Origin of the sequence: Alloactinosynnema sp. L-07 (genome assembly GCF_900070365.1) — a bacterium.
Classification (GTDB): domain Bacteria; phylum Actinomycetota; class Actinomycetes; order Mycobacteriales; family Pseudonocardiaceae; genus Actinokineospora.
The window spans coordinates 882,434-904,941 of sequence record NZ_LN850107.1 but is presented as its reverse complement, the minus strand read 5'-3'; the positions used below and the strand labels follow the sequence as shown (position 1 = coordinate 904,941).

At 69.4% G+C, this 22,508-nt stretch carries 24 protein-coding genes; 16 read left to right on the top strand and 8 right to left on the bottom strand.

Going from position 1 to position 22,508, the window contains the following annotated elements:
• Positions 1 to 135, bottom strand: coding sequence for a hypothetical protein (locus tag BN1701_RS37775; protein WP_255364575.1), 135 nt, complete (start codon positions 133 to 135; stop codon positions 1 to 3).
• A gap of 289 nt (positions 136 to 424) precedes the next feature.
• Between BN1701_RS37775 and BN1701_RS04465 the strand changes: the two genes are divergently transcribed.
• The 8 genes from BN1701_RS04465 (at position 425) to BN1701_RS04430 (ending at position 7,689) form a co-directional block, all read left to right on the top strand.
• Positions 425 to 1,963 (top strand): NCS1 family nucleobase:cation symporter-1, encoded by a 1,539-nt coding sequence (locus BN1701_RS04465; protein ID WP_054045758.1) that lies wholly within the window; start codon positions 425 to 427, stop codon positions 1,961 to 1,963.
• A complete protein-coding gene (locus tag BN1701_RS04460) occupies positions 1,956 to 2,798 on the top strand; it encodes a nitrilase-related carbon-nitrogen hydrolase (protein WP_054045755.1) in 843 nt (280 codons plus the stop codon). The genes BN1701_RS04465 and BN1701_RS04460 overlap by 8 nt, the downstream gene beginning before the upstream one ends.
• Complete coding sequence (hydA, locus tag BN1701_RS04455) at positions 2,798 to 4,183, top strand: dihydropyrimidinase (RefSeq protein ID WP_054045753.1); 1,386 nt, start codon at positions 2,798 to 2,800, stop codon at positions 4,181 to 4,183. Before BN1701_RS04460 ends, hydA begins: the two co-directional genes overlap by 1 nt.
• A gap of 9 nt (positions 4,184 to 4,192) precedes the next feature.
• Positions 4,193 to 5,212, top strand: coding sequence for a TIGR03842 family LLM class F420-dependent oxidoreductase (locus BN1701_RS04450; protein ID WP_054045752.1), 1,020 nt, complete (start codon positions 4,193 to 4,195; stop codon positions 5,210 to 5,212).
• A gap of 90 nt (positions 5,213 to 5,302) precedes the next feature.
• Positions 5,303 to 5,839: a peptidoglycan-binding protein gene (locus BN1701_RS36760; protein WP_054045750.1), complete on the top strand. Its 537-nt coding sequence runs from the start codon at positions 5,303 to 5,305 to the stop codon at positions 5,837 to 5,839.
• Between the two features lie 10 nt (positions 5,840 to 5,849).
• Positions 5,850 to 6,413 carry a hypothetical protein gene (locus BN1701_RS04440; RefSeq protein ID WP_157367761.1) on the top strand — a complete coding sequence of 188 codons (564 nt, stop codon included), beginning with the start codon at positions 5,850 to 5,852 and terminating at the stop codon, positions 6,411 to 6,413.
• 140 nt (positions 6,414 to 6,553) lie between these two features.
• Positions 6,554 to 7,168: a NucA/NucB deoxyribonuclease domain-containing protein gene (locus BN1701_RS04435; RefSeq protein WP_054045746.1), complete on the top strand. Its 615-nt coding sequence runs from the start codon at positions 6,554 to 6,556 to the stop codon at positions 7,166 to 7,168.
• Positions 7,168 to 7,689, top strand: a complete 522-nt coding sequence (locus tag BN1701_RS04430; RefSeq protein ID WP_157367760.1) for a hypothetical protein — start codon at positions 7,168 to 7,170, stop codon at positions 7,687 to 7,689. Before BN1701_RS04435 ends, BN1701_RS04430 begins: the two co-directional genes overlap by 1 nt.
• Positions 7,690 to 7,945: 256 nt before the next feature.
• Here BN1701_RS04430 and BN1701_RS04425 read toward each other — a convergent pair whose 3' ends face one another.
• Positions 7,946 to 8,815, bottom strand: coding sequence for a PPK2 family polyphosphate kinase (locus tag BN1701_RS04425; protein ID WP_054045741.1), 870 nt, complete (start codon positions 8,813 to 8,815; stop codon positions 7,946 to 7,948).
• A 137-nt stretch (positions 8,816 to 8,952) separates the two neighbouring features.
• Here BN1701_RS04425 and rocD point away from each other — a divergent pair, with 137 nt between their 5' ends.
• Complete coding sequence (rocD, locus tag BN1701_RS04420; RefSeq protein WP_054045739.1) at positions 8,953 to 10,191, top strand: ornithine--oxo-acid transaminase; 1,239 nt, start codon at positions 8,953 to 8,955, stop codon at positions 10,189 to 10,191.
• A gap of 107 nt (positions 10,192 to 10,298) precedes the next feature.
• Here rocD and BN1701_RS04415 read toward each other — a convergent pair whose 3' ends face one another.
• Positions 10,299 to 11,921, bottom strand: a complete 1,623-nt coding sequence (locus BN1701_RS04415; RefSeq protein ID WP_054045737.1) for an ATP-binding cassette domain-containing protein — start codon at positions 11,919 to 11,921, stop codon at positions 10,299 to 10,301.
• A gap of 62 nt (positions 11,922 to 11,983) precedes the next feature.
• Between BN1701_RS04415 and BN1701_RS04410 the strand changes: the two genes are divergently transcribed.
• On the top strand, positions 11,984 to 12,658 hold the full coding sequence (locus BN1701_RS04410; RefSeq protein ID WP_054045735.1) for a phosphatase PAP2 family protein: 675 nt from the start codon (positions 11,984 to 11,986) through the stop codon (positions 12,656 to 12,658).
• Between the two features lie 111 nt (positions 12,659 to 12,769).
• Entirely contained in the window at positions 12,770 to 12,922 is a 153-nt protein-coding gene (locus BN1701_RS35230) for a hypothetical protein (protein ID WP_157367759.1), read from the top strand.
• A gap of 161 nt (positions 12,923 to 13,083) precedes the next feature.
• Here BN1701_RS35230 and zapE read toward each other — a convergent pair whose 3' ends face one another.
• Positions 13,084 to 14,103 carry a cell division protein ZapE gene (gene zapE, locus BN1701_RS04405; RefSeq protein ID WP_054045734.1) on the bottom strand — a complete coding sequence of 340 codons (1,020 nt, stop codon included), beginning with the start codon at positions 14,101 to 14,103 and terminating at the stop codon, positions 13,084 to 13,086.
• On the opposite strand from zapE, the gene BN1701_RS04400 reads away from it, so the two are divergent.
• Together BN1701_RS04400 and BN1701_RS04395 are read left to right on the top strand one after the other, a co-directional pair.
• Positions 14,102 to 14,914 carry a pyrimidine reductase family protein gene (locus tag BN1701_RS04400; RefSeq protein ID WP_082860260.1) on the top strand — a complete coding sequence of 271 codons (813 nt, stop codon included), beginning with the start codon at positions 14,102 to 14,104 and terminating at the stop codon, positions 14,912 to 14,914. The two genes, zapE and BN1701_RS04400, sit on opposite strands and share 2 nt — an antisense overlap.
• Positions 14,915 to 14,941: 27 nt before the next feature.
• Positions 14,942 to 16,036 carry an ATP-dependent DNA ligase gene (locus BN1701_RS04395; RefSeq protein WP_054045729.1) on the top strand — a complete coding sequence of 365 codons (1,095 nt, stop codon included), beginning with the start codon at positions 14,942 to 14,944 and terminating at the stop codon, positions 16,034 to 16,036.
• Positions 16,037 to 16,052: 16 nt separating this feature from the next.
• Here the strand turns inward: BN1701_RS04395 and BN1701_RS04390 are convergent, their stop codons facing one another.
• Positions 16,053 to 16,964 carry a DMT family transporter gene (locus BN1701_RS04390; RefSeq protein ID WP_054045727.1) on the bottom strand — a complete coding sequence of 304 codons (912 nt, stop codon included), beginning with the start codon at positions 16,962 to 16,964 and terminating at the stop codon, positions 16,053 to 16,055.
• A gap of 109 nt (positions 16,965 to 17,073) precedes the next feature.
• Between BN1701_RS04390 and BN1701_RS04385 the strand changes: the two genes are divergently transcribed.
• On the top strand, positions 17,074 to 18,582 hold the full coding sequence (locus BN1701_RS04385) for an alpha/beta hydrolase (RefSeq protein ID WP_054045725.1): 1,509 nt from the start codon (positions 17,074 to 17,076) through the stop codon (positions 18,580 to 18,582).
• A 218-nt stretch (positions 18,583 to 18,800) separates the two neighbouring features.
• On the opposite strand, the gene BN1701_RS04380 is transcribed toward BN1701_RS04385, so the two are convergent.
• On the bottom strand, positions 18,801 to 19,418 hold the full coding sequence (locus tag BN1701_RS04380; RefSeq protein ID WP_054045723.1) for a DUF6319 family protein: 618 nt from the start codon (positions 19,416 to 19,418) through the stop codon (positions 18,801 to 18,803).
• Between the two features lie 134 nt (positions 19,419 to 19,552).
• Between BN1701_RS04380 and BN1701_RS04375 the strand changes: the two genes are divergently transcribed.
• A complete protein-coding gene (locus tag BN1701_RS04375; protein WP_054045721.1) occupies positions 19,553 to 19,762 on the top strand; it encodes a hypothetical protein in 210 nt (69 codons plus the stop codon).
• 4 nt (positions 19,763 to 19,766) lie between these two features.
• Here the strand turns inward: BN1701_RS04375 and BN1701_RS04370 are convergent, their stop codons facing one another.
• Together BN1701_RS04370 and ligD are read right to left on the bottom strand one after the other, a co-directional pair.
• On the bottom strand, positions 19,767 to 19,961 hold the full coding sequence (locus BN1701_RS04370) for a hypothetical protein (RefSeq protein ID WP_054055610.1): 195 nt from the start codon (positions 19,959 to 19,961) through the stop codon (positions 19,767 to 19,769).
• Between the two features lie 119 nt (positions 19,962 to 20,080).
• The gene (gene ligD, locus BN1701_RS04365; protein WP_054055609.1) at positions 20,081 to 21,130 is read right to left on the bottom strand and encodes a non-homologous end-joining DNA ligase; all 1,050 of its coding nucleotides are present in this window, start codon (positions 21,128 to 21,130) and stop codon (positions 20,081 to 20,083) included.
• 96 nt (positions 21,131 to 21,226) lie between these two features.
• Between ligD and hisS the strand changes: the two genes are divergently transcribed.
• The gene (hisS, locus tag BN1701_RS04360) at positions 21,227 to 22,495 is read left to right on the top strand and encodes a histidine--tRNA ligase (protein ID WP_054045719.1); all 1,269 of its coding nucleotides are present in this window, start codon (positions 21,227 to 21,229) and stop codon (positions 22,493 to 22,495) included.
• Positions 22,496 to 22,508: the final 13 nt, after the last annotated feature.

The window sequence follows — 22,508 nt, the reverse complement described above, 5'->3', positions numbered from 1 at the left end:
TCACGGGGCGGGGATGGGCACGACCATCTCCGCCTCCGGCGCGCTTGGCTGCTCGACCGCGGAGACCCGCCACACCAGGGCCACGGCCAGCATGAGGACCAACAGCAGCGCGGCGAGATCCAGTGCCCGCGACATGACCGGTCGGGTCGAACGAAACTCGGTATCCACCACAGAAACCCCCCAGGTCTCCTTGTCCGGAATTGCCGCGGAATACCGCAGGCCATTCCGTCCTTACCTCGACCGTAACGTTGTCGATCATCCACGGCAATACGCCGAACCGGCCAATACACCCATCTCCGAAAAGGCGCAACGGGCACTGTGTGCGCCGAGTGCGGCAAGCCCGAACACAGTGACACTGCCGGGTGAGTGCGGCTGCCTCCACGATGCCGGGATGGAACTCTGATCCACGAGCATCGGAGAGCGGATGGCGACAGCTGAGCGAACCAGCCAGATCACCGACCCCGACGGCCGCGTCGACCTGCCCGACCACGGCCCGATCGAGCACAGCCGCTTCTACAACCCCGAACTCGCGCCGGTCCCGGTCGAGCGCCGCACCTGGACGACGTACAACTACTTCGCGCTGTGGATGGGCATGGCGCACAACATTCCGAGCTACACGCTGGCGGCTTCGCTGATCGCCATCGGAATGGACTGGTTGCAAGCCTTTCTGACCATCACCATCGGCAATCTCATCGTGCTCGTCCCGATGCTGCTCAACAGCCACGCCGGGACCAAGTACGGAATTCCGTTCCCGGTGTTCGCCCGCGCCTTCTACGGGCTGCGTGGGGCCAATCTGGCCGCCTTGCTGCGCGGGTTCATCGCCTGCGGCTGGTTCGGCATCCAGACCTGGGTCGGTGGGCAGGCGCTCTACGTCATCGTCGGCAAGCTCGCGGGCGACGGCTGGACCAATTCGGCCGTCGTCGGCGGGCAGCACTGGACGCTGTGGCTGTGCTTCGGGGTGTTCTGGGTGATCCAGATGCTCATCATCTGGCGCGGCATGGACGCGATCCGCCGGTTCGAGAACTGGACCGCTCCCCTGGTCTCGGTCGGCTTCCTGATCCTGCTCGGCTACGTGCTGGTCAAGGCGGGCGGCCTCGGCCCGATCCTGTCGGCGCCGTCGAAGCTGGGCTGGGGCGCCGACTTCTGGAAGATCTTCGCCCCCTCGCTGATGGCGATGATCGCCTTCTGGGCGACGCTGTCGCTGAACATGCCCGACTTCACCCGGTTCGGCGGCAGCCAGCGCAAGCAGATCCGCGGCCAGGTCCTCGGCCTGCCGACGACGATGTCGTTCATCGCCATCGTCGCCATCCTGACCACCTCCGGCGGCCAGGTCCTCTACGGCGAGGCCATCTGGGACCCTGCCCTGCTCGCCTCCCGGTTCGACAGCCCGGTCCTGGTGGTCGTCGCGCTGATCGCGCTCGTGCTCGCCACGATCTCGTGCAACCTCGCGGCCAACGTCGTGAGCCCGTCCTACGACTTCTCCAACGCCTTCCCCAAGAAGATCACCTTCGCCATGGGCGGCCTCATCACCGGCGTCATCGGCGTCGTGGTCATGCCGTGGCGGCTGATCTCCGACCCGAGCATCTACATCTTCGCCTGGCTCGGCTTCTACGGCGGCGTGCTCGCCGCGGTGGCGGGGGTGCTCGTGGCCGGGTATTGGTTGGTTGTGAGGACCGAACTCGACGTCAAGGACCTCTACCGCGACGGCGGCGGCCGCTACTGGTTCAGTGGCGGCTGGAACGCGCGCGCGGTCACAGCGACATTGGTCGGCGCGGTCCTGGCGGTCGGCGGCGCCTACGGCGGGCCGTTCCCCGCCGACGGGCTGATCCCGTTCCTCAAGCCCCTCTACGACTACAACTGGCTCATCGGCTTCGTCGTCGCCTTTGTCACCTACCTGGCGCTGTCGATGTCGAGCCGGGCAAGCGAACCCGTCCGTGTCCACGAAGGAGAAGCCCGTGCCTAACATCGTCAGGGCAGGCCTGGTCCAGCAAAAATGGACCGGCGACAAGGACTCGATGATCGCCAACGCGGTCGACGCGATCGGCAAGGCCGCCTCTCAGGGCGCCCAGGTCGTGTGCCTCCAGGAGCTGTTCTACGGGCCGTACTTCTGCCAGGTCCAGGACGCCGACTACTACTCCTACACCGAGGGCATCCCCGACGGCCCGACGACCGACCTGATGCGCGAGGTCGCCGAGCGGCACGGGGTGGTGCTCATCGTGCCGATGTACGAGCAGGAACAGCCTGGGGTCTACTTCAACACCGCCGCGGTGATCGACGCCGACGGCACCTACCTTGGCAAGCACCGCAAGAACCACATCCCGCAGGTCAAGGGGTTCTGGGAGAAGTTCTACTTCCGGCCCGGCAACCTCGGCTACCCGGTGTTCGACACCGCGGTCGGCCGCATCGGCGTCTACATCTGCTACGAGCGCCACTTCCCCGAGGGCTGGCGGGCGCTGGGACTGGCCGGGGCGAAGATCGTGTTCAACCCCTCGGCGACCAGCCGCGGCCTGTCGGAGTACCTGTGGCGGCTGGAGCAGCCCGCCGCCGCGGTGGCCAACGAGTACTACGTCGGCACGATCAACCGGGTCGGCGTGGAACCGCTGGGCGACAACGACTTCTACGGACAGTCGTACTTCGTCGACCCGCGCGGGCAGCTCGTCGGCGACGCCGCGTCGGACACCGAGGAAGAGATCGTCGTGCGGGACCTCGACATGGACAAGCTCGCCGAGGTCCGCGACCTGTGGGCGTTCTACCGCGACCGCAGGCCCGACACCTACGAGTCACTCACGAGGCCGTGATGCGCACACTCATCAAGAACGGCACGGTCGTGAACGCGACCGGCCGTCTGGCCGCCGACGTGCTGGTCGACGGCGAGACCATCGCCGCGGTCGCCGCCCCCGGCGTGCTGACCGAAGCCGACAAGACCATTGACGCCCAAGGGAGATATGTCATCCCGGGCGGCATCGACGCCCACACCCACATGGAGATGCCCTTCGGCGGCACGTTCTCCAACGACACCTTCGGCAGCGGCACCACCGCCGCGGCCTGGGGCGGCACGACGACGATCATCGACTTCGCCGTCCAGCCAAAAGGCTCGTCCCTGTTGTCCACTATGGACAAGTGGCACGAGAAGGCCGACGGCCACTGCGCCATCGACTACGGCTTCCACATGATCATCTCCGACGTCACCGACGAGTCGCTCAAGGAGATGCAGCTCTGCATCGACGCCGGCGTCAACAGCTTCAAGATGTTCATGGCCTACCCCGGCGTCTTCTACGCCACCGACGGGGAGATCCTGCGGGCGATGCACAGGGCCCGCGAGACCGGGTCGATGGTCATGATGCACGCGGAGAACGGCATCGCCATCGACCAGCTCGTCGCCCAGTCGCTGGCGGCGGGCCGCACGGAGCCGGTGCACCACAGCCTGACCCGGCCACCGGAACTGGAGGGTGAGGCGACCAGCCGGGCCATCCAGTTGGCGAAGGTCACCGGGGCGCCCCTCTACATCGTCCACCTGTCCTCGCGACACGCCCTCGCGGCCGTGGCGGAGGCACGGAACACGGGGCAGAACGTGTTCGCCGAGACCTGTCCGCAGTACCTCTATCTGTCCATTGAGGACATGGCGAAACCGGACTTCGAGGGCGCCAAGTACGTCGCGTCGCCGCCGCTGCGGCCCAAGGACCACCAGGCCGACCTGTGGCGGGGGCTGCGCACCAACGACCTGTCGGTGGTGTCGACCGACCACTGCCCGTTCTGCTTCAAGGACCAGAAGGAGATGGGCCGCGACGACTTCTCCAAGATCCCCAACGGCATCCCCGGCGTTGAGCACCGGATGGACCTGCTGCACCAGGGCGTGGTCGCGGGCGAGATCTCCCTGGAGCGGTGGGTGGAGATCAGCTCGACCACCCCGGCCCGCATGTTCGGCCTGCACGGCCGCAAGGGCGTGATCGCGCCGGGGGCGGACGCCGACATCGTGGTGTATGACCCGGCGGCCAAGCAGACCCTGTCGGCGGCCACCCACCACATGAACGTCGACTACTCCGCCTACGAGGGCATGGAGATCACCGGCAAGGTCGACACGGTGCTCTCCCGCGGCGCCGTGGTCATCGCCGACGGCGCGTTCCACGGCGGTGAGGGCCACGGCAAGTTCCTCAAGCGCGACCTGAGCCAGTACCTGATCTAGGGAGGCGACATGGATTTCGGAGTGGTACTGCAGACCGACCCGCCCGCGCGGGAGGTGGTCAGGCTGATGGTGGACGCCGAGCGGCGCGGGTTCAGCCACGGCTGGACGTTCGACTCGTGCGTGCTCTGGCAGGAGCCGTTCGTGATCTACTCGCAGATCCTGGCGGCGACATCGTCGCTGGTCGTGGGCCCGATGGTGACCAACCCGAGCACCCGGGACTGGTCGGTGACCGCGTCGCTGTTCGCCACGCTCAACGACATGTTCGGCAACCGCACCGTGTGCGGCATCGGCCGCGGCGACTCGGCCCGCCGGGTGATCGGCCAGAAGCCCGCCACGCTCGACGTGCTGCGCGAGGCGATGCACGTTGTCCGCGAACTCGCCGAGGGCCGCGAGGTCGAGCACCACGGCGCGCCCGTGCGCATCCCGTGGGTGCGCGACGGGCGGCTGGAGATGTGGATGGCGGCCTACGGCCCGAAGGCGCTGAAGCTGGTCGGCGAGCACGCCGACGGCTTCATCCTGCAGACCGCCGACCCGGCCATCGCCAAGTGGACCATCGACGCGGTCCGCGACGCCGCCAAGGCCGCGGGCCGCGACCCCGGCGGCATCACCGTGTGTGTTGCCGCCCCGGCCTACGTCGGCGACGACCTGCCCCACCAGCGCGACCAGCTGCGCTGGTTCGGCGGCATGGTCGGCAACCACGTAGCCGACCTCGTCGCCCGCTACGGCGAGTCCGGCCCGGTGCCGCACGAGCTGACCGACTACATCCGCGGGCGGCAGGGCTACGACTACTCCCACCACGGCAAGGCGGGCAACCCGTCGACCGACTTCGTGCCCGACGAGATCGTCGACCGGTTCTGCCTGCTCGGCCCGGCCGCGGCCCATGTGGACCGGCTGGCCGAACTGACCGAGTTGGGCGTCGACCAGTTCGCGCTGTACCTGATGCACGACCAGCGGGAGGAGACCCTGGCGTACTACGGGGACCAGGTGATTCCCAACAGTCAGGCACGCAAACCGGCCGGAGTGGGCTAGTCCCGTTACCCGAAGGGGCGGCCGTCCATTCCCTGACGGCCGCCCCCCGGGCGATGACCCGACCGCTCGTCGGCCAGCGAGTGTTGGGGCATGACCGACATGCCCCCGCTGTCCGCCGGTGAGGAGCTCGCGCCCGGCGACGAGAACGATCATGTGCTGGCGCTGCAGCAGCGCCTGACGGAGTACGGGTACTTCACCGACACCGCGAACGGCGTGTTCGGGGAGTCGACCGAGACCGCCGTGCGGGAGTTCCAACGCAACTACGGGCTGGCCGAGGACGGACTCGTCGGCACCGACATGTGGGACACCCTCAGCCACGAGACCCAGAGCTACGCCGAACCCGAGCAGGCCGAGTCGGCCATGCCCGAGGTCGGCTCACTATCCGTGGACGGCTCGTGGATGTGGGACGGCGAGCAGTGGGTGCCCGCCGAGTCCAGTCAGGAACCCGACAACGTCGGCACCCCCGTGGGCACGCTCTCCGAGGACGGCGCCTGGCGGTGGGACGGGCAGCAGTGGCAGTCCACCGAGCAGCCGGAGTCCGAGTCTGCGGAAGGGGAACTGACCCCGGAGCAGTTCCAGGAAGTCATCGCACAGTCAATGACCGTCCACGCCTCAGGCATGGCATAGGGAGCGCATGATGGATGGAGCCCTGGACACCGCCAGCACCGCGCTCGACGTGGTCAACAAAGGTATCGAGACGATCAAGCTGATCATGCGGCCCGGGCATGAGCTCACCGTCGTGGAGGGCGGGTTCGCCAAGTGCCTGCCCGACGGGATCTCCGACAGCGACCTCGACGCGGGCGAGGACTGCCAGATCGTCGCGGTCACCTCCGAGTACGCGGGCGCGTCACAGAAAGCGATCCTGGGCGAGACCCTGGGCGGCTTCCTCGGCGCGGCGTGGAAGTGGGACCTGGTCTTCAGCTGGAAGCACAGCGTGCGCGACAACGGCACCGGCGCCTACATCCTCGACGCCTCCGCCGACGTGCGCACCGAACTGGCCTCCGACCAGATCGCCTGGGAATGGAAGATCACCTTCCCCGGCAAGGGCCGGTGGTTCGACCGGGACGACGCGATCGTCGAGCTGCCGTTCAAGGTCAACGTCAAGTGCACGCACTCGGTGATCTACGACAAGCTCTGGTTCCAGTCGGTCTACCGTGGCTGGATGCGCGGCAACGGCGAGTTCCTCTGCGCGGGACAGTGACTGAGTCGGCCTCCGCCGAGGCTTCACCGACGCTGGCGGGTTGGTGACGCTCCAGCGTCACCAACCGATTCACTCGATTCTCGTTCGGCTTCACGCGGTTGGCCGTCGAGACGCCGGGAAGCGTTCGTCAGGATCGTTTGGTGTCCACGAAGACCAAAGGTTCGCTGCTGTTGTCGCTGGTCGCCATCACTGCGGTAATGGTGGCGTTCCCGGGCGTGCGTGACGAGGTGCTCGGGCTGTTCGATAGCAGGGGCACCGAACTCGTCGGTGACGGCGAGGCCCAGTTCATGGTGGCCGGCTCCGCCGCGGACGACGTCGGCCGGTGCAAGCCCGAAGCCGACCCGGAGTGCGACGGTCTGAAGTTCGTGGTGATCGATGCGGCGAAGATGCCGTTCATCGCGCGCAACATTTCGACGGCGTGGCAGGTGGGCAAGCCCGGTGTGTTGACCAAAGATCGGTTGGCGGAGGGCGTCAACCGTCGGAAGGTGTGTCTGCCCAGCTTTCCGCAGTCGCACGGCGGGCAATGCGACGAGTTTCCGTTCGCGAGCACACGACAAGGCGGTGAAGGCGCCCAAGAGCACGAAGTGCCCGCGCGCGAGAACCAATGCCAGGGCGGCACTCTCGCCAGGGCGTATGTTGCGGCCCGCATCGCCGATGGCGATGATTTCCTGGTGGTCATCACGCACCCGAACAAGATCGCCCCCGGCCCGTTCCAGGGCATCGATATAGCGCTGGACCAGGGCGGGTGCGGCTGATGCGCCAGCCAAGCGTGATCGTGGACCTGACGGTCGAGATCGATCACGGCCAGCTCTACATCTACTCGGCCGCCCCGTGGGCCGACGACCCGAACAACGACGCAATGCTCCGCGCCCTTGATGACGCCCGCGCGTCCGGACGATGGGTCGGCCTCGCGGACGGCCTGATAAACCTCGTTGTGCCCTTTCGCAAGAGCTTCGACGCACCCTTGCGACTGGAGGTCTGGCCGGAGGAACCCCCGGCGGACGACGCCCGCTGGGATCACGTGGTCGACGTCGACTTCGAAATGTCCACCCGCGAGATCGTGTTCGAGCCGTCCGGCGGTTTCGCCCCGGTCCACTGCAAAGACCAGGTGCCGCCCGGCTCCTACCGCGCGCGGGTATCCGGTCGGGGATATGCCGAAGCACGTGACGGTGCCGATGGGATGGACGCTTACCGGCTCCGGCTGTGGCCGAGCGTCAACCCCGCTGCCCCGGCGCTTCGCAAGGGCTGGCCGGGGTGGCGCGATCAAGGAATGTAGGTGAGGAACGCGAGAAATGGGGCGAGTTGCCTGGGTACTTCCCGGTTGGGCAACATCAGCACACGCCCCGACCCACTAAGCCCACCTGGTGATCGACAGCGATTGGTCCGCCTTGTGCGGTACACCAATCGACCAGTCCACCGGCTATCGGCCCCTTCGGTAAGACCTGCCCGGAGTGCGCGCTCGCCTACGTCGACCGCTTCTTCATTCCGCCCGGTCAATCGCACGGCGACTGGCCACACAGGACGTGGCTGGATTAGTTCAGCGGGTCTGCTGTCTTGAGGCGCTTGAGTTCGGCGTCGAGGTCGTAGTCGATCGAGGGCAGCTGCGGGTCGAGGTCGCGCAGGGTCTCCAACAGGAGCCGCGCGACCGCCCAGTTGCGGTACCACTTGCGGTCGGCCGGGATGACGTGCCAGGGCGCGACCGCCGTCGAGCAGCGGCCGAGGGCGGCGGCGTAGGCCTCTTCGTACTGGCTCCACTTGGATCGGGCGCGCAAGTCGTCCGGGTTGTACTTCCAGCGCTTGGCCGGGTCCTCCAGGCGGGCCAGCAGCCGCGCCTTCTGCTCCTCGGCTGAGATGTGCAGGAAGCATTTGACGACCGTGACGCCCTGCTCGGCCAACTCGGCCTCGAAGTCGTTGATCTGCTGGTAGCGCGCCTCCCAGACCGACTGCGCGACCAGGCTCTCCACCCGGACCACCAGCACGTCCTCGTAGTGCGACCGGTCGAACACGCCGATCAGGCCGGGGCCGGGGACCTGCTTGCGGATGCGCCAGAGGAAGTCGTGGCGCCGCTCGGCGGGCGTGGGCTTCTTGAACGAGGCGACCCGGATGCCCTGGGGGTTCATCAGGCCGAAGACGTGCTCGATCGTGCCGCCCTTGCCCGAGGTGTCCATCCCCTGCAGCACCAGCAGCACCCCGCGGCTGCCGCCGCCGAAGACGCCCTCGGCCCACAGCGCCTCCTGCAGGGCCGCCAGCTCGGCGCCGGTCGCGGCCAGTTCCTCGGCGGCCTTGGCCTTGGCGGTCGGGCCGACCGGGGTGTCACCCGGCTTGAGCAGGACACTCTCGCTGCCCGGGGCTACCCTCAGTGCGTCGCGAACCGATGTGGCCGTGGCCTGCTTCTTGCCCATTCGAACAGCCTAAACCGCCGGCGCATCTTCCGCTGGCGCAACAAACCACCGAAGTTCCTGCGAATGGCGCAACAGATCGGCGTGGGAAGCAACACTCACCGGATGAATCCGACGTCTTGCCCCCTTAGCCTGGGGGCATGACCCCGACTGCCCCCTCCACCACCGCAGCCGAGCCGCGTTCGGCGGCCGACTTCATCGCCCTCGACGAGCGCTGGAGCACGCACAACTACCACCCGCTGCCCGTGGTGATCGCCGAGGCCGAGGGGGCCTGGGTGACCGATGTGCACGGTCGCCGCTACCTCGACTTCCTCGCCGGATACTCGGCGCTGAACTTCGGCCACCGCCACCCGGCGCTCATCGCCGCGGCCACCGAGCAGCTCGGCAAACTGACCCTCACCAGCCGCGCGTTCCACCACGATCAGCTCGGCCTCTTCTGCCAGGAACTGGCCGAACTGACCGGCACCGACCTCGTGCTGCCGATGAACTCCGGCGCCGAGGCCGTCGAGTCGGCGCTCAAGGTCGCCCGCAAGTGGGCCTACCAGGTCAAGGGTGTGCCGGAGAACACCGCGGAGATCATCGTCGCGGGCTCCAACTTCCACGGCCGGACCACCACGATCATCTCGTTCTCGACCGACGAGGTGGCCCGCAAGGACTTCGGGCCGTTCACGCCCGGCTTCACGGTGGCCAAGTACGGCGACACCCAGGCGCTGGAGGCCGCGATCACCGACCGCACCGCCGCCATCCTGGTTGAACCCATCCAGGGCGAGGCAGGCGTGCTGGCCCCGCCGTCGGGCTACCTGCGCGAGGTCCGCGCGCTGTGCGACCAGCACAACGTCCTCTTCATCGCCGACGAGATCCAGTCCGGCCTGGCCCGCACGGGCACCCTGTTCGCGCTGGACCACGAGGGCGTCCGCGCGGATCTGTACACCCTCGGCAAGGCCCTCGGCGGCGGCATCCTCCCGGTGTCGGCGGTCGTCGGCCGGGGTGACGTGCTCGGCGTCCTCAAGCCCGGCGAACACGGCTCCACCTTCGGCGGCAACCCCCTGGCCTGCGCCGTCGGCCGGGCCGTGGTGAAACTCCTCGCCACCGGCGAATTCCAGGAACGCTCGAAGACCCTCGGCGCCCACCTCCACGCCCGCCTCGGCGAACTGGTCGGACGCGGGGTGGCCGAGGTTCGCGGCCGCGGCCTGTGGGCCGGTGTCGAGATCGCCCCCGGCGGCCCCTCTGGCCGCCTGGCGTCCCAGGGCCTGATGGACCGGGGCGTGCTGTGCAAGGAAACCCACGACACGACCCTGCGCGTCGCGCCGCCACTGGTGATCACCGAAGAGGAGATCGACAAGGGCGTCGACGCGATCGCGGAGCTCGTGACGCACTAAAGCGACCGTCCGGCCGGGCAGCGAGGGCTCTCGGCCGGACGGGATCCACTGTTGGACTTCGACCTGCGCGCCAAACCACCCGGCAGGCCCGCACCGGAGCCCGCCGATCACCGCGCCCGCTTCACCCGCGTCTCGTCCCACACCGGCTGTGGGGTCTCCACGACCTCGCCGTCCGAGCGGAACACCAGGAAGCGGTTGAAAGATCGCGCGAACCACCGGTCATGCGTCACCGCCACGACGGTGCCCTCGAACGCCTCCAGCGCGTCCTGCAGTGCTTCGGCCGAGTGCAGGTCGAGGTTGTCCGTGGGCTCGTCCAACAGCAACAGCGTGGCCCCGCCCAGTTCGAGCAGCAGGATCTGGAACCTGGCCTGCTGCCCGCCCGACAGCGTCTCGAACCGCTGCTCCCCCGCCGCCGCCAACCCATACCGGCTCAATACCGAAGCCGCGCCACCCCGGTCGAGACCGCCACGGTCGCCGTCCCCATGCCACAGGATGTCGACAAGCGTCCGGCCGATCCACTCAGGATGATCATGGGTCTGTGCGAACAACCCAGGCACCACCCGAGCCCCCAACCGACACACCCCCGAATGCCGCACACTGTCCACATCAGACAGCAACCGCAAGAAGTGACTCTTCCCTGACCCGTTGGACCCCAGCACCGCCAACCGGTCAGCGAAGAACACCTCAACGTCGAACGGCTTCATCAGCCCGGTCAGCTCCAGGTCCGCGCACGTGATCGCCCGGATACCCGTCCGCCCACCGATCAGCCGAGGCTTGACCTTCTGCGGTCGCGGCGGCGTCGGCGGCGGCCCCGCTTCCTCGAACTTGCGCAGCCGAGTCTGCGCCGCCCGGTACCGACTCGCCATGCCGTCGTTGACGATCGCGGCACGGTGCATCAGCCGAACAAGTTCCTTGAGCTTCTCGTGTTCCTCATCCCACCGCCGCTGCAGTTCGGCGACCTTCTCCCAGCGCGTCTCCCTCGCGTCGTGCCACGACGCGAAGCCCGCAGGATGGGTCCACGAAGTCCCCGCCTCCACAGTCACCACATGAGTCGCGACCTGGTTCAACAGCTCACGATCGTGGCTGACCAGCAACACCGCCTTCGCGGTCTCAGCCAGCTGGGCTTCGAGCCACCGCTTGCCCGGCACGTCGAGGTAGTTGTCGGGCTCATCGAGCAAAAGAACCTGTTCCCGGCCACGCAGCAACGCCTCCAGGACCAGCCGCTTCTGCTCGCCGCCCGACAGCGTCCGGACCTCGCGGAACCGGGCCTTCTCGTAGCCGACCCCCAAAGCCGCCACGGTCACCGTGTCCCAGAGGACTTCCGCGATGTACCCGCCCGCCTCGTCGTAATCGGCCAGAGCGGTCGCATAACGCAGCTGGGTGGGCTCGTCATCGGTCTCCATCATCGCCAGCTCGGCTTGGTCCACCGCCAAAGCGGCCGCGCGCAGCGGGGCGGGCGCGACGGCCAGCAGCAGGTCGCGCACCGACCGGTCGTCGCGCACCGAGCCGACGAACTGCGGCATGACCGCGAGTCCGCCCTGCACCGAAACCCCTCCGTCCGGTGAGGTCAACTCGCCGCTGAGCAGCCGCAGCAGGGTGCTCTTGCCCGCCCCGTTCTCCCCGACAACCGCCACGACCTGACCCGCGCCCACCCGCAGACCGGCGTCGCGGAACAGCACCCGGCCGTCGGGCAGGGTGTAGGAGAGTCCGGCGGCGTCGAGGTGTCCCATGTCGCAGATGGTGACCTAACGACCCTGGCCGACGCGAACTGTTTGTCGGGCATAGTGGCTGGGTGGTTCTCGAACGGCGTCGCCTGCTGCCCGCGCACCTGCTCCGTCCGGCACTGGCCATGGTGGTGCCGTGCCTGATCGTCGTCGGCGCGCTGGGCGCGGAGGTCGCGGGCAACACCGACGCCGGGCCGGTCGACCAGGTGGCGTTCGACGTGTTCTGGCTGCGCCGCGACATCGTCACGCCGCTGACGGTCAGCACCAACCCTGCGGTCATGATCGCGGTGATCACGCTCGTCGTCGGCATCGCGCTGTGGCATCGCCGCCCGCGCATCGCCCTGCTGGCCGTGCTCGGGCCGGTGTTGGCCGCCGGGCTCAACACCTGGCTCCTCAAGCCGTTCTTCGCCCGCACCCACGACGGCTACCTCGCCTATCCGAGCGGGCACACAACGACGCTGGTCTCGATCCTCGCGGTGATCACCCTGGTGGTGGCCGCCAACGCCGCACCGGGACGGCGGCTCAAAGCGACGCTGGGCGCGGGCGCGACCGCGCTCGGACTGGTCGGCATCGGCGCCTGGGCGATCATCGGCGCCAAGTACCACTACCTCTCGGACACGCTTGGGTCACTGTTCTGGGGCGTCGCGGTGGTGATCATCGTGGCCGCGGTGATCGACGCCGTCGCCAAGCCTGTGGGCGATCCACGGACGGTGCCCGCGGCCAGCGGAAACACCGCACGGTAGCCAATTCACCCGGCTACGTCACCTGATGTAGCGAAGGGACCACCCCGTGGCGTCACAGAGCCCCAGGCGTACGGTGCGTGTGCGCGGGGGGAAGCTGACGAGAGGATGCTGGTGACCGACACACCCATCTACGACCAGGTCCGCCAAGAGCTGCGCGAGCGCCCCGAGCCGAGCAAGCCCAGCCGGTCGGCCGAGACCAGCTCCGGAGTGTCGGTATGGGCGTTGATCGACAAGTCCCAGCGCGGCGGCAACCACCGCCGCTAGTGTCCCGAGTCGGGGGTTCGACACCACCTCCGGCGCCCGCGCGGCGCCTGGCCGCACCGCGCGAAAAGGCCAAGTACAACCCGGTACTACGACCTTCCGCACGGCACGCCCAGCCACCACGCGGATCACCGGATCTGGCGCCGAACCCCCGACTCGGGACACTAGGACGCCGTGGCCGCGTCCCGCGACAGGGCGACGAGCCTGCTGACCGCGCGCAGGTACTTCTTGCGGTAGCCGCCGCGCAGCATCTCGTCGGTGAACAGCGCCGAGACCGGGGCGCCGGACACGACCACGGGGATGGCCCGGTCGTAGAGCCGGTCGGCGAAGGAGACCACGCGCAGGGCGACGTCCTGGTATTCCAGGGGATGCACGCCGCGCAGGTGCACCGCGGCGACCCCGTCGACCAGCTTGCCGTAGCGCGACGGGTGCAGGGCGGCCAAGTGGTCGCACAGCCCGTCGAAGTCGTCGATGGTCGAGCCCTCCAGCCCGGCCGCGCTCGCGTCGAGGTCCACATCGGACAGAGGGGCGGGCGCGTCCGGCAGGCCGCGGTGGCGGTAGTCGGGACCGTCGACGCGCACGACGGAGAACCGCGCCGACAGCGCCTGGATCTCGCGCAGGAAGTCGTCCGCGGCGAAGCGTCCCTCCCCCAGCTTGTCCGGCAGCGTGTTCGACGTGGCCGCCACGTGCACGCCCGCGTCGGTCAGCTGGGCGAGCAGTCGGGTGACGAGCATGGTGTCGCCGGGGTCGTCGAGTTCGAACTCGTCGATGGCCAGCAGCCGGTGCGTGCTGAGCCGCTCGACGGCCTGGGTGAAGCCCAGCGCGCCGACCAGGTGGGTCAGCTCCACGAACGTGCCGTACGCCTTGGGGCCGGGCACGGCATGCCAGATCGAGGCGAGCAGGTGGGTCTTGCCGACGCCGAACCCGCCGTCGAGGTAGAGCCCCGGGCGGCCTGCCTCGGCCTTGCCGCCGAACATCCGCTGGAAGAGTGACTTCTCCTGCCGGGCGCCGACCCGCTCGGCGAACGCCGCGCAGTCCCGCACCGCGGCGGCCTGGCTCGGCTCCGCCGGATTGGGGAAATAGGTGTCGAACCGGACGCCCCCGAAGCGGGGCGGCGGCGCCATCGTGGCGATCAACTCCTCCGCGCCGATCTCGGGGGCGCGGGCGAGCAGGCTGGCGGGCATGACGGGCAGCGTAGTGGCGTGCTGGGATGGTGCGGTGCACAGGTTGTGGCCCGTAGACCGGGTTTCCCCAGGTCAGACCGAAGTCGGTGTGGTGGATGACACCGAACTCGAAGCGCTCTACGCCTATCCGGACGGGCTGGACCGGGCGTGGACGCAGGTCAACTTCGTCAGCAGCGCCGACGGCGCGGTCGCCGTGGACGGCAAGTCGGCAGGCCTGTCCAGCCCCGCCGACAAGCGGATCTTCGCCCTCGGCCGCGACCTCGCCGACGTGGTACTGGTCGGCTGGGGCACCGCCCGCGACGAGGGCTACCGCGGCGTCAAGCGCACCGAGGTCCGTACCCGCCGCCGCACGGCGCTGGGCCTCAGTGCCGTGCCGCCGATCGCGGTCGTCACCGGCCGGTGCTCCATCGGCCCGGACTCGCCGCTGCTGACCGACACGCTCGTCCCGCCGATCGTCGTCACCACCGAGTCGGCCCCGACGACCCGGCGCGCGGCGCTGGTCGACGCGGGCGCCGACGTCGTCGTCGCGGGCGACGACCGGGTGGACCTGGCCGCCGCGCTGGCCGCGCTGTCCGACCGCGGCCTGCGCCGGGTGAGCTGTGAAGGCGGGCCGACCCTGTTCGGCGACCTGATCGCCGCCGACCTCGTCGACCAGCTCTGTCTGACAGTGGCGCCGCTGCTCGCGGGCGGCCGGGAACGCCGCATCGCCGTCGGCGCCCCACCTGTCGCGCCCGCGCGGATGGAGCTGGCATCCGTGCTGGCCGAGGACGGCTTCCTCATGCTGAGGTACCGCAGGGGCGGCGCGGCGTAGCGGCGGAGAACGCTCGGAACGGGCAGGATGGGGTTCGTGGCCCTCCCACTGACCCCGCCGGTCCAGCCGATGCTCGCCAAGGCCGTCAAGTCCATCCCGGACGACGCGAGCCTGGTGTTCGAGCCCAAATGGGACGGTTTCCGCTGCCTGGTGTTCCGCGACGGCGACGAGGTGACATTGCAGTCGCGCTCGGGTAAGCCGCTCAACCGCTACTTCCCCGAGGCCGAGATCGCCCTGCGCGCGGCGCTGCCGGAGCGGGTGGTGGTCGACGGGGAACTCGTCGTCGACATCGACGGCAGGCTCGACTTCGACAAGCTCGCCGAGCGCATCCACCCCGCCGCGAGCCGGGTGAAGATGCTGTCGGAGACCACCCCGTCGCGCTTCATCGCCTTCGACGTCCTCGCCCTCGGCGACGACCTGCTCCTCGACACCCCCGGCGTCGAGCGGCGGCGCAGGCTTGAGGACCTGCTGACGGTGACCGACTCGGTGCACCTCACCCCGGCCACGACCAGCTCCGACCTGGCCCGCCAGTGGTTCGAGATATTCGAGGGCGCGGGCCTCGACGGCGTCATGGGCAAGCCCGCCGACGGCCCGTACACGCCGAACAAGCGCACGATGCTCAAGTTCAAGCACTCGCGCACCGCGGACTGCGTGGTGGCGGGCCTGCGCTGGTACAAGGACACCGAGCCCGGCGAGGCGGTCGGCTCGCTGATGCTCGGCCTCTACGACAACACCGGCGGCCTCAACCACGTCGGCGTCGTCGGCTCGTTCCCCGCCGCCCGCCGCCGCGAACTCGCCGTCGAACTCGCCGACCTGATGCGCGACGGCGCCGAGGACCACCCGTGGGCGAAGTGGCACGAGGCCGAGGCGACGCGCAAGCCGGGCGCGGTCAGCCGGTGGCGCACGACCGAGCAGCCCTGGGTCCCGCTGCGGCTGGAACGGGTCGTGGAGGTCGCCTACGAGCACACCGAAGGCGGCTATCCGAGCCGCTTCCGGCACACCGCCCAGTTCCAGCGCTGGCGCCCGGACCGCGAGCCTTCGTCCTGCACGTATGAGCAGCTGGAGGAACCGGCCCGCTACGACCTGGCCTCAGTCCTAAGAGGCGAGGTCCGCGCCCGCTAGTGCTGTGACCACAGCACTAGACGTCGGGCCGGGCTGTTCTGGTCGCGCCCGCTGAGGCCGCCACGACGCAGCAGATGGCGACCCACTGCAGCGGAGTCAGGGCCTCGCTGAGCACCAAGAGGCCCGCGACGGCGGCGACGGCGGGTTCCATGCTCATCAGGACGCCGAACACGCGCGGAGGGATCTTGCGCAGGGCTTCCAGCTCCAGCGAGTACGGAATCACCGACGACATCAGCGCCACGCCGAGGCCGACCACCAGCACCGTCGGCGACAGCAGCGCCGACCCGGCGTCGGCGATGCCGAACGGGGCGGCGACCAGGCCCGCGCAGGCCATGGCCAGGGCCAGACCGGAGCCGTCGCTGGACCGGCTGCCCAGGGCCGCGCTGAGCAGGATGTAGGCCGCCCAACAGACGCCGGCGCCCAAGGCGAACAGCAGGCCCACGGTGTCGGCGCCGACGGTCGACTGGGCCAGCAGAACCACGCCGCCCGCCGCGAGCAGGGCCCACAGGACGTCGAGGATCCTGCGGGAGCCGAGCAGCGCGACGGCCAGCGGGCCGAGGAACTCGACCGTCACCGCGATCCCCAGCGGGATCCGCTCCAGCGACAGGTAGAACAGGACGTTCATCGTCGCGAGGACCACGCCGTAGCTGAGGATGACCGGCAGGTCCCGTTTTGCGGGCCAGGAGGGGCGCCAGATCAGCAGCAGTACCGCCGCGGCGAACACCAGCCGCAGGGTGACCACGCCCGACGAGCCCGCCACGCTGAACAGCTGCTTGGCGAACGCGGCGCCGACCTGGACGCTGACGATGCCGAGCAACACCTGCGCGGTCGGCGGGATGGAACCCACGAGCCGCGGTGTCCCGGCCACCGCCGAGGCGATCCACGTCAGCGGCGACCGACCAGCTCGTTCCACGTGCGCGACAACCACAGCCCAGCTCCTCTCGCCCAAAATTCATCCTACGTCTGAGCGTTCACGGCGGTCTCACCTGGTAGCCGGCACTCTGGCGAACGGTAGGCGGACAGGGGAGGACGAAGGCGTGAGACGGCTGTCGTGGCTGCTGCCGATGGCCCTGCTCGCCTCCTGCGCGGCCGGACCGTCGGCCCGACCGGCGATCGTGGTCAACGACGGCGACCAGGTCCCACCCGCCACCACCGCGAGCGGCCCCCGACCGCTGCCGCCGCTCGACGAGCCCAAGAACTCGCTGATGCGGTGGGTGCCGTGCGGACCGGAGATCACCGACCGGCTCGCCAAACTGGCGCCGCCCGCCGCGTTGAAGATCGACTGCGGCCGGGTCAGCGGCGTCCTCGACTCCCCCTACGCGCCGGGCCGGGGCAACATGCGGATGCAGGTGCTGCGCGTGGGCACCGGGCCCGTCCCGCTCGTCGTGGTCAACGACGTCGACGGCCTGCCCGGCACCCTCTACGCCGTCCGGCTCGCCATGAGCCTGCCCGCCGACTTCCTCAACCAATACTCGCTGGTCGGCCTGGACCGGCGCGGCACCGGAAACTCCGACGCCGTGCGGTGCGTGCCCGAGGAGGTCCGCGCCAAGCTGGTCGACCTGGACCCGCGCTCCGGCGACGTCGAGCCGCTGGTCGACCTGGCAAGGACCGCGGGCCAGCAGTGCACCCTGACGCTGGAGTCGCGCCTCCCCGCGATAGACACCTGGCGCACCGCGGCCGACATCGAGTCCACCCGGGTCGCCCTCGGCATGGCCCACCTGCACGCGATCGGCCACGGCGAGGGCTCTCGGGTGCTGTCGGTGTTCGCCGAGCGCTTCCCCGACAAGGTCGGCCGGATGGTGCTCGACGGCCTGCCGGACCCGAACGAGGACCCGGTCGTCGCCATGGTCGGCGTCGCCGAGGGCGCGGACGCCGCGTTCAGCGCCTTCGCCGAGGATTGCGCCCGCCGCGCGTGCGAACTTGGCGCCAACGCTCGACAGGCGCTGAGCGAAGTACTGGCACTGCCCGACTTCCCGCTCGCGCCCGGCGTCGTCCTGCGTGCGGTGCTCGCGGCCTTGCACGACCGTCAGTCCTGGCCCGCGCTGTCCAAGGCCATCGCCGACGCGCGCGGCGGCGACACGGATGGCTTGGCAGCCTTCGCCAACCCGGTGGTCCAGGAGACCGACGAGCTGCCCGCGACGTATGACGGCACGCTCGTGACCAGGTGCAACGACACGCGCGGCAGGCTCTCAACCGCGCAGCTTTCGGCCACCGCGAAGGACTGGAACACCCGGTATCCGGTGTTCGGCGGCCTGATCGCGCAGTGGCTGGCGGTGTGCAGCCCGTGGCCGGTCGCGTCTCACCCGGTCACCCAGCCGCAGGCTGCCTCCGCGCCGCCGATGGTCGTGCTGTCCACGGCAACTGATGCGGTTACGCCGCACTCGGGCACGGAACGGGCCGCTCAGCAGCTCACGTCGGCGGTGCTGGTGTCCTGGCAGGGCGCGGGCCACGGGGCTTTTGGAGTGTCGGCGTGTGCCACGGAGGCTGTCACGGCCTTCTTCACCGGAGGCACCCTGCCGCGCAACGGCACCGTCTGCCCGCCCTAGCCACGCTCTTTGAGGAGACCGATAGGTCCCTGTTCTTCCCCCTGCACCCTCGTCCCGGCAATCCCTTATCCGGAAACAGCGATGTCAATGGTCAGCTCCGCTGATCGCGCAGCGACGCCGCAGGCGCCATTGACATCGCTGTTTCCGGATAAGACGCTGAAAAACGAGGGAGCGACCCCAGCTGTCGAAGCACGAACGAGCCCACTCTCGCGAGACACCTAGCCCAAGTCCCGCAACGCCCGCTGCGCCGCCTCAAGCTCAGCCTTGAGCTGCTCGACCCGCGCCGTCTGCCGGTTCTTGGCCGCTTCCAACGCTGTCCCGATCGCCTCCCCGACCTCCGGGGGCAGCGACCTGGCCGCCTTGGCGACGTCGCCTGCCGAGACCGGCATCCACCGCACCGTGCGCTTTTTGCCGACCAAGACGTCGACAGTCCACTCGCCCTCCATGGTCGAGTGCAGGGTCACAGTCACCTCAGTCGGCTTGCGCGCGGGTTCTCGGCGGCGGGGAGTGGGCGCCTCAGCCCCGGGTTCCAGTCCCATGACCACCTCCGGCACCAGCTCCGGCGCGGGTTTCAGCGCTGCGGGCTTGGGCCTCGGCGCGGGCTTGACCAGCGTCAACTCCGCCGGCGAGAACGAGAGCTCGTCGCGGGATCCAGTCGGGCGGACCTGGATGAAGTCGCCTTCCGCGGGCTCGGCGAACCCGGTGACCTTGGCCGACTGGCCCGCCGTGACCCCGACGGCGGCGGCGGTGAACCACACCGTCGCCGCCTTGCCCGCCGCCAGGTCCGCGCCGATCCGCTCGATGTCCTCGGCGGACAGCGCCACTACCCTCGCCATCGAGGTCCTCCCCTTCGCTGAAGTCCGGGCGTAGTGTGCCCGCAGGGACCGACAGCCCAGTCGACCCCACCCAGGCGACACCCGAACGGACGTCACCGGATGCCGTCTGGCAGCGACGGACTTAGGTTGCCGAGATGACCGTGCGGTACCTGTGGTGGCGAAGCTGTTACGACGGCGCGCTGCACGCGTTCCCGGTGGCCCCGGGCGCCCGCTTGGCCCACCAGCACTACCGCGCCTCCTGCACCCACGCCGCCCCACCGGATCTGGCCGCCGACGAACCCGCCGCGTCGCGCTGCGAGTTGTGCCTGCTCATCATCGGCGAGCTCGCCACACCGTCCACATAGGACGTCAGTGTTCCCGCAGCCGATACTCGCAGCCGTACTCGACGGCGTAGTGCAGGTCGTAATGGTGCACGATCTTGGGCCCGCCGTGCAGATGCACATGGGTGACCGTGGACTTGGGAGTCTCCGGCGAGGCGTCGAGCGTGTCGACCCGGCCGTCGAGGGGACCGCCGACATAGCGCACTAGGTAAGAACCCGGCATCGCGGTCTCCTTTCGCCCCCTGTCAGTGTAATCGGCGAATTCGTCAGCGGCGATGGTCGCCAATGGCCACATCGCCGAACGTCTCGCGGAACCACACTGACGAAAGCCTTCGACCGCTGTCAGGTGTCGTCGCGGGCCTTGGAAGGCTGGACCCGCTTGGGTTCGCCCGCCATCTTCGGATACTCCGGGGGATACGGCATGTCGCCGAGGTCGTGGTCGCGCTGGTCGCGTTCGACCAGCTCGATCAGCGGCTCCAGCGAATACGCCTCGGTCGCCACCCCCGCGTGGAGATCGCCGACCTGGGCGAACCGCTCCGGCATGGTGAGCACCGAGAAGTCCTGCGGGTGTGCGTCACCCACCTCATCCCAGGTCACCGGCGCCGAGACGAGGGCGCGCTGAGTAGGGCGAATGGAGTAGGCCGAGGCGATCGTGCGGTCGCGGGCCATCTGGTTGTAGTCGATGAAGATCCGCTGCCCACGCTCCTCCTTCCACCACTTGACCGTGACCTGGTCCGGCATCCGCCGTTCCATCTCCCGACCCAGCGCGATCAGGGCGCGGCGGGCCTCGACGAAGGTCCAGCGGGGCTCGATCGGCACATAAAGATGCAGCCCACGGCCGCCGGAGGTCTTCGGGAACGCCGTGATGCCCATCGACGCCAGCAGGGCGCGGACCTCGAAGGCCACCCGGACCGCGTCCGAGAAGTCGGTGCCGGGCTGGGGGTCGAGGTCGATGCGCAGCTGGTCTGGCCGGTCCACATCGGCCCGGCTGACCGGCCAGGGGTGGAACGTCAGGGTGCCCAGGTTGGCCGCCCACGCCACCACCGCCAGTTCCGTCGGGCACACCTCGTCGGCGGGCCTGCCGCTGGGGAAGGCGATCCGGGCGGTCTCGACGTAGTCCGGCGCGCCCTTGGGGATGCGTTTCTGATAGAAAGCGTCGCCCCGGTGGTCGGCTCTGGTGGACAGTTTGGCGCCTTCGAAGACGCCGCCCGGCCAGCGTTCCAGGGTGGTCGGGCGGTCGCGCAGCGCGCCCAGGATGCCGTCGCCCACCGACAGGAAGTACTCGACGATCTGGCGCTTGGTCAGCCCCAGTTCGGCGAAGTACACCTTGTCCGGATTGGACACTCGAACGGCTCGCTCGCCGACCTTGATCTCCACGGCCTCAGTCGCCACGACCACAGCCTACGGCGAAGGACAACGCGCGCGCGCGGCTTCGGCCAGTCCCGGTACCGTACTGCGGGTCAGCGACCGCTCGACCTGAGGAACCCGGTGAAGATCGACAACAGCCCCGCGAGGGGCACCCGTGACCTGCTGCCCGCGACCGTCGCCGTGCGCGATCATGTCCTGGCCCAGATCACCGAGGTCTACCACCGGTTCGGCTACCAGCGCATCGAGACCCCCGCGCTGGAGAACATCGAGCGGCTGACCGGCGGCCAGGGCGGCGAGAACGAGAAGCTGATCTACCGGATCCTGCGCCGCGGCCTGGACGAGACGGTGTCCGCCGAAACCACGCTGGGTGAGCTGGTCGACCTCGGTTTGCGCTACGACCTCACGGTCCCGCTGACCCGCTTCTACGGCAACAACCAGGCCACGCTGCCCCAGCCGTTCCGCTCGTTCCAGTTCGGCCCGGTCTGGCGGGCCGAGCGGCCGCAGAAGGGCCGCTACCGGCAGTTCTACCAGTGCGACATCGACATGCTCGGCGAGGAAAGCGTCCTGGCCGAGGTCGAGCTGATCGAGGCCACCACCGAGGCGCTGGCCGCCGTCGGCCTCGACGGGACCACCGTCCGGGTCTCCGACCGGCGCTTCCTGTCCGCGCTGGCCGCGGGCGCGGGCCTGCCGGAAGAGGAGTGGACCGGCCTGTTCATCACCCTCGACAAGCTCGACAAGGTCGGGTGGGACGGCGTGCGCGCCGAGTTGGCGGGCCGGGGCCTCGACGGCGACCGGGTCGACCAGCTCCAGGCGAGCATCACCAGCCTCCAGGGCATCGACTCCGCCAAGTTGGGCGATCAGCTGTCGGCGTCGGTCCCCGGTCTGGCCGACGAGGTCATCGCCGACCTGTCCGCCACCGCCGACGCCCTGCGCGCGCTCGGTGAGACCCGCCCGATCAGCTGGGAGTTCGACCCGACGCTGGTGCGCGGCATGGGCTACTACACCGGCCAGATCTTCGAGATCGTGCACCCCGGCTCGTCGGGCTCGGTGGCGGGCGGCGGGCGCTACGACCGGCTCATCGGCCGGTCGCTGGGCCGCGACGTGCCCGCGTGCGGCTTCTCCATCGGCTTCGAGCGCATCGTCGACCTGCTCGGCGGCCAGGCCCCCGGCGAGCGCGTCGCGGTCCTCTATGAGGCCGACGTCGCGCTGCCCGCGGTCACCGGGGCGGCGCGCACGCTGCGCGGCACGGGTCGCACCGTGTCCCCGATCCGCAGGCGCGGCAAGTTCGGCGCCCAACTCGGCAGGCTGGAGGAGTGGGGATTCACCTCGTTCGTCCACCTCAAAGCCGACTCGGCCGACCTCGACGAGCGCCCGCTGGGCGACAGGTAAGGGTCGACCAGGT